The organism is Intestinibacter sp., from assembly GCF_051866655.1.
In the GTDB taxonomy this organism is placed as follows: domain Bacteria; phylum Bacillota; class Clostridia; order Peptostreptococcales; family Peptostreptococcaceae; genus Intestinibacter.
Genome location: NZ_JBJDXL010000204.1, coordinates 1 through 4890 on the forward strand (window position 1 = coordinate 1; position 4890 = coordinate 4890).

Consider the following 4890-nt stretch of genomic DNA (forward strand, 5'->3'; position numbering starts at 1 on the left):
TGATTAACCATTTCTATAATTATTATAATTTTTATTAGTATATCCAAAATATTAGACAATAATTATCCAATATTATTTACATATTTTTCTATTTAATTGTACTAGTACAAATTTTGTTTTATAAAATTTATAAATAAGTCTACTCACACGCCTACATTTAATAGTAAAATATACCTATGCAATTTTTTAATTAACGGAGGAATATTTATGATTAAAAAGGTAGCCGCAATAAACGATATGTCAGGAATCGGAAAATGCTCGCTTACAGTGGCAATTCCGATATTATCTGCATTAAAAACTCAATGCTGTCCATATCCGACAGCTATACTATCTAGCCAAACTGGATACCCAAAATTTACTTACTTAGATTTGACATCTCAAATGGAGGAATACGGTAAAACTTGGAAGGAATTAGATGTGAGCTTCGACACTATATACAGCGGTTTTTTAGGCTCTATAGATCAAATAGATATGGTTTGTGAATTTATCGAAAATAATAAAGGTGCCTACGTAATAGTAGACCCTGTCATGGGAGATGGTGGTGATTACTACCAAACCTTTGACGACAATATATGTAATAAAATAAAGGATTTAGTTAAAATATCAGACTTAGTAACTCCAAACTTGACTGAAGCCTGTCTTTTAACAGGAAACAAATACCACACAAACTACACAATCGAAGAAGCCCTAGACTTAGCTAAAGAAATATCCGATCTAGGTCCTAAAAAAGTCGTAATAACAGGTATAATAATCGGCGATGAGATAGTAAACTTGGGATACGATAGAGATAAAGACGAGTCGTTTTCTTATTCACTAAAGTACAACAACAAATCATACAGCGGAACTGGAGATATATTTACATCTATAATCACAGGGCTTATAACTAACGACCACAGCTTAAAAGACTCTATAAAAATAGCATCAGATTTTATATTTAAATGTATCGAATATACTGGTAAATACGATATAGATCCAAATGACGGAGTATTTTTTGAATTATTCTTAAATGACTTAACATCAATAAATTAAAAGTTCTACATCCTCCCCTATTTCTATAAAATATACTATAGAAGAAAGGGAGGATTTTTATGAATATAAATCAAATGGCTCAAGAGCTGGCTAAGCTTATAAAAAATAGCGATGAATTTAAAACTATGAATAAATACAAAAGAGAAATAGAAAAAAATAAAAATATAAAAAAACAGCTCGATAATTATATGAGTAAAAAGGATAAAATTTACACTAGATATAAAATAGATGAAGCCAATAGAAAAATCTCTCAGCTAGACAGAGAATACTCAAAGGTATTTCAAACACCTCTAGTAAAAAACTACTTCGATAGCACTCAAAAATTCAATTTACTTATGCAAAATGTATATAAATCAATCGAAGAAGAGCTTTTAAAATAATAAACTTTCCTCTTATTTCAAATATTTTTTTATACAAATTTTTGACTATAATATAACGTAATTTCTTTCACTATAATAAATATTTTTTGCTAAAAAAGTAATTTTTTTGTCAAATTAGATTGCTTTTATTCGATTTAAGTTTTATTATTAAATATATATTAATTTATCGTAAAATCGTTATCTTGAATACATTTGAGGTATACATCGCTATGTTACGATAAATTTTCAGAAAATATTTAAAATAGATTTATATATCAATGTGTTTAAATCTATCTAATATATATGTTAAAAATTATATATTAAAAGTTATGAAATAGGGGGAATTGAAATGAGTTCATTATCAACAAGCAAAGAAATATGTGCTAGAGAATTAGAAGTATTAGCAAAAACTCAAAAACTACCATACTGTCCAATAGCATTTGAATCAGGAAAAGGTGCTCTTCTTTACGATTACGAAGGTAAAGAATATATAGACTTACTATCAAGTGCTTCTTCAGCAAATATAGGACATGGTAACGAAGAAGTAGCAGAAGCTGTCAAAGAACAAATGTCTAAATTAGCTCAATTTTCAATAGTTTACTTCTCTTGTAAAGAACCTGTTGAATACGCTGAAAAATTAATAGAATTATATCCAGGGGACAACAACAAAAAAGTTTTATTCTCAACTACAGGATCTGAATCAATAGATGCTGCTATAAAATTAGCTAAAGGATATACAGGAAGAAATAAATTAATATCTTTCAACGGAGCTTATCATGGAAGTACTTTCGGTGCTATATCTATATCTGCAATAAGCTTAAACATGAGAAGAAAAATGGGTGCTATGATACCTGATGTTTATCATTTTAACTATCCAAAATGTATCACATGCCCATATGGAAAATGTGAAGAATCTTGTAACTTAGAATGCTTAAAAGAAATAGAAACTGCATTCAGCCTATACTTACCACCAGAAGAAGTTGCAGCTATATTCTTTGAACCAATAGCAGGAGATGCTGGTATAATCGTACCACCTAAAAAATATGTACAAGGTTTAGCTGAATTATGTAAAAAACACGGTATTTTATTCATAGTTGATGAAATACAACAAGCTTGGGGAAGAAGTGGTAAATTCTTCGCTATAGAAAACTTCGATGTTGAACCAGACCTAATAGTTATGGGTAAATCATCAGGTGCAGGACTTCCAATGGGTATTGTAATGGGTAAAACTGAAATAATGGACAGCTTAGATGCTCCAGCTCACTTATTTACAATGTCAGGAAACTCAACAGTTTGTGCTGCTGCATTAAAAATGTTAGAAATATTCGAAAGAGAAGGTTTAGTAGAACAATCTAGAGTAAAAGGTGAATACTTTAAAAATAAATTCTTAGAATTACAAAAGAAATACGACATAATAAAAGACGTTCGTGGACTTGGATTATCAATAGGTGTAGACCTACCTGATAAAAACACTACTACTAAAATAATCTATCAATGTCAACAAAATGGTTTAGTTTTAATATCTCTTGGAGAATGTACTTTAAGAGTTCAACCACCACTTGTTATAACTTACGAACAAATAGACAAATCTATAGCTATAATCGAAGAAGCTATACAAGATTTAATAGCTGGTAAAATATCTGACGAAGCACTATCAGTTATAAACGGATGGTAGGATTTTAGATATCGCTGATAAATCGATTTAAAAATAATAAATAATATAATTTTGAAATTAGGTCTAATATATTTTATTAGACCTAATTTATATAATAACATATTGACATTCCAATAACTGGAATCCATTACCATATAATTAGTTTGAAATAAGGGGGATAATTTTATGGAATACAGAATTAAAAAATCAATTGCATCTCAAATAAAAGAAACATATGCAATTGAAGGTGAAGACGCTTTTAACAATATAGATATCGACTGCGCGGAAGGTATCAATATAGTATCATTTTCAGATGCCGCAATAGATGCGTTTAACTCTATCGACTATACAATAATGAAGGACTACCCTCATTCACTTACTGTTAAAAAGGCTATAGCTGATTTCTGGAAAAAATACACTGACACAAAAATAAATGATGACAACATAGTTTTATGTGACGGTTCTATAGCTGCTTTATTCTTAATAAACAAGCTTTTCATAGAAAATGGAGATAAGGTTTTAGGACTAGCTCCACAATTTCCTGAATACGGTACAGATGTTGAAATGGTCGGCGGCGTATTCGATACTTACACATTAAAGCCTGAAAACAACTATAAATTTATAGCAGATGAATTTATCGACATGATAACAGAAGATTTAAAATTAATTTATCTAGATAATCCAAACAATCCTACTGGACAAATAATACCAATAGAAGATATAGAAAAAGTATTAAAGGCTGCATACGATAAAAATGTAGTTGTATTAGTAGACGAAGCTTACGGAGATTACATGGATTCTAAAAATTCAGCAGTAACTCTAGTTCCAAAATACGAAAACCTAATAGTTACAAAGACTTTCTCTAAGGCTTACGGACTTGCAGGTCTTAGAGGTGGATACATAGTTCAAAACGAAAACTTAACTAAGGCTATGAAAAATATAAATACACCTTATGAAATGACATCTGTAACTAGAGCTGTTGCAGCTAAGGTTGTAGGCGATTACGACTTTTTAGTAGAAATGAGAAAAGCAAACGCCGAAATGAAGAGCAAAATAGTAAAAGACTACAAAAATTTAAGCATCTCTGAAAACGGAGATACTGTATCTATAATGATGGTAACTCATAAAAACAAGGATATTGATTTAGAAAAGGAATTTGCTAAATTAAAAATAGGTGTTATATCTTGTGCTTCATTTAAATCTGTAGGTAAAAACTCTATTAGATTTAGATTCCCATCACCAAAATATCTACCTAGATTAATAGAAGCATTTGAAATTATAGACAATATAGAATAAATAAATAAAGACGATTACAATAAAAATTATAAAATTTGTAATCGTCTTTTATGTTTTTCTATTCACTTTTTAAAAACTCGACAGGATCCTTTTTCGAAGCTATTTTAGCTGGAATAAATCCTCCGACTAGAGTTATTACTATACTCGTAATTATCAGCAGTACAGCGTATTTAGGCTTTAAAATGGCTATATTAGATAGCTCTGTAGTACTCTTTAATATATAATTTAAAGGTATTATAAAAATATAAGCTATAATAACGCCTAAAACTCCTGATAAAAATCCTATAACTCCATTTTCAACATTAAACATTCTTAATATGTCTCGTCTTCTAGCTCCTAATACTCTCAGTATACATACTTCATTTTTTCTTTGTAATACAGATATATAGGTAATGACAAACATCATAATTAGTGAAATTATTATTACTAAGGATATAAATGATACCAATGCTATAGTTATACATTTCATTATATTAGACGATAATTGATTTACTATGGTAGATGTATCCTCGTATAATATTGTCTGAGCTTCACTTTTTCCTTCGTTGTACT

The 4890-nt window shown here is 29.3% G+C and carries 5 protein-coding genes; 4 read left to right on the plus strand and 1 reads right to left on the minus strand.

The features are described 5' to 3' along the window. Positions 1-207 precede the first annotated feature (207 nt). The 4 genes from ACI3VO_RS06240 (at position 208) to ACI3VO_RS06255 (ending at position 4338) form a co-directional block, all read left to right on the plus strand. On the plus strand, positions 208-1029 hold the full coding sequence (locus ACI3VO_RS06240) for a pyridoxamine kinase (protein ID WP_439757080.1): 822 nt from the start codon (positions 208-210) through the stop codon (positions 1027-1029). 59 nt (positions 1030-1088) lie between these two features. Then, positions 1089-1409 carry a YlbF family regulator gene (locus ACI3VO_RS06245; protein WP_439757081.1) on the plus strand — a complete coding sequence of 107 codons (321 nt, stop codon included), beginning with the start codon at positions 1089-1091 and terminating at the stop codon, positions 1407-1409. 328 nt (positions 1410-1737) lie between these two features. Next, positions 1738-3063 carry an aminotransferase class III-fold pyridoxal phosphate-dependent enzyme gene (locus ACI3VO_RS06250; protein WP_439757082.1) on the plus strand — a complete coding sequence of 442 codons (1326 nt, stop codon included), beginning with the start codon at positions 1738-1740 and terminating at the stop codon, positions 3061-3063. Between the two features lie 165 nt (positions 3064-3228). Continuing rightward, the gene (locus ACI3VO_RS06255; protein ID WP_439757083.1) at positions 3229-4338 is read left to right on the plus strand and encodes a pyridoxal phosphate-dependent aminotransferase; all 1110 of its coding nucleotides are present in this window, start codon (positions 3229-3231) and stop codon (positions 4336-4338) included. Positions 4339-4396: 58 nt separating this feature from the next. Here ACI3VO_RS06255 and ACI3VO_RS06260 read toward each other — a convergent pair. Then, positions 4397-4890 (minus strand): ABC transporter permease (locus ACI3VO_RS06260; RefSeq protein ID WP_439757084.1); only part of this gene is annotated, 494 nt, incomplete at its 5' end.